Annotated in this window: 3 protein-coding genes; 1 reads left to right on the top strand and 2 read right to left on the bottom strand. The window is 66.2% G+C overall.

All coding sequences use genetic code 11. From position 1 onward, the window contains the following. Window positions 1–168: 168 nt before the first annotated feature. Both QZY44_RS09385 and QZY44_RS09390 read right to left on the bottom strand, forming a co-directional pair. Entirely contained in the window at window positions 169–2,379 is a 2,211-nt protein-coding gene (locus QZY44_RS09385; RefSeq protein ID WP_295445497.1) for a recombinase family protein, read from the bottom strand. Then, window positions 2,372–2,533, bottom strand: a complete 162-nt coding sequence (locus tag QZY44_RS09390) for a hypothetical protein (protein ID WP_295445499.1) — start codon at window positions 2,531–2,533, stop codon at window positions 2,372–2,374. Before QZY44_RS09390 ends, QZY44_RS09385 begins: the two co-directional genes overlap by 8 nt. A gap of 354 nt (window positions 2,534–2,887) precedes the next feature. Between QZY44_RS09390 and QZY44_RS09395 the strand changes: the two genes are divergently transcribed. Further along, the coding region (locus tag QZY44_RS09395; RefSeq protein ID WP_295445501.1) for a reverse transcriptase domain-containing protein at window positions 2,888–3,304 on the top strand (417 nt) is incomplete at its 3' end.

Raw genomic sequence — 3,304 nt, forward strand, 5'->3', positions numbered from 1 at the left:
GATCTGGGAGCCGGAGTTTTGCGACTTCTCGTACGGCTTTCGTCCCGGGCGTAGCGCGCACGATGCGCTGCGGCGGGTCGCGGAGGTCATTACCAACGGGCAGACGCAATGGGTCGTGGAGGCCGACATTAAAGGCTTTTTGGACGCTGCGTCATAATGCCCTCCAATTCATGGTGCTGGGTCGAAGAGGTCGGGGCCGGTGTCTATCGCCTTGATATACAATCCTTGTCTGCGTCCGCGCCGGACATGGACAGCGTCCAGTTCGCCGCGCTTTACACGCTGCAACACCGTCTGTCGCGATACCCCGAGGCATTTGGTGGTCTCCAACATGGGCAGATAGCCCGGTGGAACGTCCGCGACAAAGCGGGCCTTCAATTCGTCGGTAAGACGGATGCGCCAGGGGGCACCGGGGGTGTCCTGTTCGCCGGCGATAAAGCCGTCGTTGAGCCAGCGGTGCAAGGTCGAGGGGGCTACCTCCAGGGTCTGCGCTGCTTGCTGAATGGTGAGCGCGGGTCCCTCGGGCGCGACGGTGGGTGGTTGGAAGTGGGGGATCTTCCAGTAGCGCCGCAGGTTCCCCACGTGGCCGGCGGTGAAGCGTTCACCCCGCACTGTGCGCCGGCCCTGGCGATTGAGGACCCCGGCGATGACGGCGTCGCAATAGTGCACGGCCAAGCACCGCACCAGCGCGATGGTGTCCTCGTCGGTGCGCAGTGCTGGCGGATGAGAGCGTGGCAACTGGACCGCCAGCAGGGTGATCAGCCCGCCGCGCCAGCGCAGGGTCAAGTGGGCGCTGGCGTGTGCGCGATTCACCGCGATGACGACCTCCTCCAGCAGGCTGCGCAACAGCGCCTTGCGGTCCTGATCGGTGGTGGTCGGAGCATTCCAGACCTGCGCCAGGTCGGTCCCGAGGGCCGCCAGCCGCTGTCGCTTTTGGGGGCTCAAGGTGCGCGGTTGCTGTGCGCTACGACGCGCCAGTTCCGACTCAGCGGCGGCGCGTGCGCCCAGGCTGCGCTCCCACTCGGCTTCCAGCCCACGGGCCACCAAGCGGTTCTCGGGATCGACCGCCCGGTAGCGGCGCTCGGCGCACTGGGCCGCGTAGCGGGCGCGCTCCAGCGCGAGCTGCCATTGTCTGAGGGCCGCATCACGGTCGCTTTCCAACTGTTCGGCGGCCCGCACCGTCGCCTGCAAGGCCGCCGGGGCGAGGGCTTCGCGGAAGGCGCCGGTGACGGCCGCGTCGATCTGTACCCCACCGACACTCAAGCAATAGAGCCCACGGCCGTTGACCACGGTCTTGCCCGCGCAATGGTAGCCGGGGGCGCCGTGGCGACCCCGGTAATGGGTATGCAATGGCCGCCCACAGTGGCCGCAGACCGCCAGCCCCTGCAACAGCGCCGCGCCCTTTCTCACCGCACCGCCGCTCGCGTGGGGTGCGGGATGAATATTGGTAACAAGACGTTGCTGATTGGCCTCATAGGTCGCCCAGTCGATAAAGCCGGGATGATGGTCATGGATGAGCACCGCCCACTGTGCCCGCGGCAGGCGACGTACCCGCTTGCGAATCTGCCCCGTCGCGTCGACATACCGCTCGTGGCGGCTCCGGCCGTAGGCATAGGCCCCGGCATACGCCGGATGGGTCAGGATGTTATGGATGGCCGTGTAGGTCGGTTCAACCCAGCGGATCGCCGCCAGGGTATTAGCTTGGAGCGGGAACGACAGCCCCTCGGCGCGAAACCACAGCCACACCCGGCGTGCCGAGCCGAACTCGGCAAAACGCGCGAAGACGGCACGCACCGCGGCGCACACGGCCGCATCGGGGTGAAGGCGTACCTCGCCGTCGGCCTCCCCCCAGACCAAGCCCACCGGCAGCGTCCGGCGCAATTCGCCGCGCGCCGCCTTGTTACGGATGCCGCCGTCCAACCGGGCACGGATGATGTGCAACTCAGCCTCGCTCATGGTCCCCTTAAGCCCAAGCAACAATCGGTCGTTGAACTGCGCCGGGTGATACAGTCCGTCGCTATCCCCGATCAGGGTATCGGTCATGGCGCACAGGTCGAGCAGACGATACCAGTCGGCACTATTGCGCGCCAAGCGCGAGGCCTCCAGGCCCAATACGATGCCGACCCGTCCCAGGGCCACCTCGGCGGTCAGGCGCGCGAAGCCGGCGCGCACGGCGGTCCCGGCCCCCGACAGTCCCAGATCCTCATCAATGACCTGAGTTTGTTCGGTACGCCAACCGAGTGTGCGGGCGCGCTCCACCAGGGCATATTGGCGCTCGGTGGACTCACGGTTGTACTCCAACTGATGGGGCGTGGACTGGCGGACATACACGTAGGCGGCGCGCTCCAAGTGGCCCGGCTGGATCTTACTGTGGTCACTCATGGGGCGTCTCCGGCGGCGGGGTGTCCCCGGCGCTGGCCTTGGCGATCAGCTGCGCCAGGGTCGCGATCAGCGTGTCTTGCTGCGTGTCGCTCAGTTGCTCCCAGACCTCCTCGTGTGGACGTGGGGTCTGGGGAAAGGGGAGGTTCAATTGCACCGGGACTCTCCTCGTCGGGCGGACGTTGGCGGTGCCCCGACGGCGCGGGGCGAGCCAGCAAAGCGTCGAGCAAGGTGCCGGTCCGGAGCAATTGCTCCACGGTGGCGAGGGCGGAACCAACCGGTGCAGTTGGCTCAGGAGGTGGCGCTTGAGCGGTCCCTGGCGGCGGCGTCAGGTTCGTCCATGCCGCCGGGATGTGCGAACGGCTGCCGTCGGGCAGGACCAGGAGCAGATGCAGGCGCTGTTGGCGCTGCGACCAACCGAGAAGTTCCAGCGTCTGCCCGACGAGCGGATGGTGCGCGCGCGTGATGGTGACCGCGGCGGGAAAACCGTCGAGGTGGGTAGTGTGTCGTGGTGTCCTTCGAGCACATCGACCACGCTTGGTTGCGAAGAATGCTCAGTCTAACGATCGACGACGGCGCCTTTCTCGATCTCATCGACAAATGGCTCAAGGCCGGGATTTTGGACACCGATGGAGCGGTACTCCAACCCGAAGCCGGGACCCCGCAAGGGGGGATCGTCTCACCGGTACTGGCAAACCTCTACCTTCACCACGCCTTGGACCTCTGGTTTGAGCGTGTGGTCAAGCCCCACTGTCGGGGCGAGGTGCTGCTGTGTCGCTACGCCGACGATTTCGTTTGCGCCTTCCGCTTGCGTGACGATGCACAGCGGTTCTTCGCGGTGCTACCGAAGCGGCTGGAGAAATTCGGCCTCGAAGTCGCCCCGGAGAAGACGCAGATCTTGCGTTTTAGCCGCTTTCATCCGAGCATA

The organism is uncultured Thiodictyon sp., assembly GCA_903837595.1.
In the GTDB taxonomy this organism is placed as follows: Bacteria; Pseudomonadota; Gammaproteobacteria; order Chromatiales; family Chromatiaceae; genus Thiodictyon.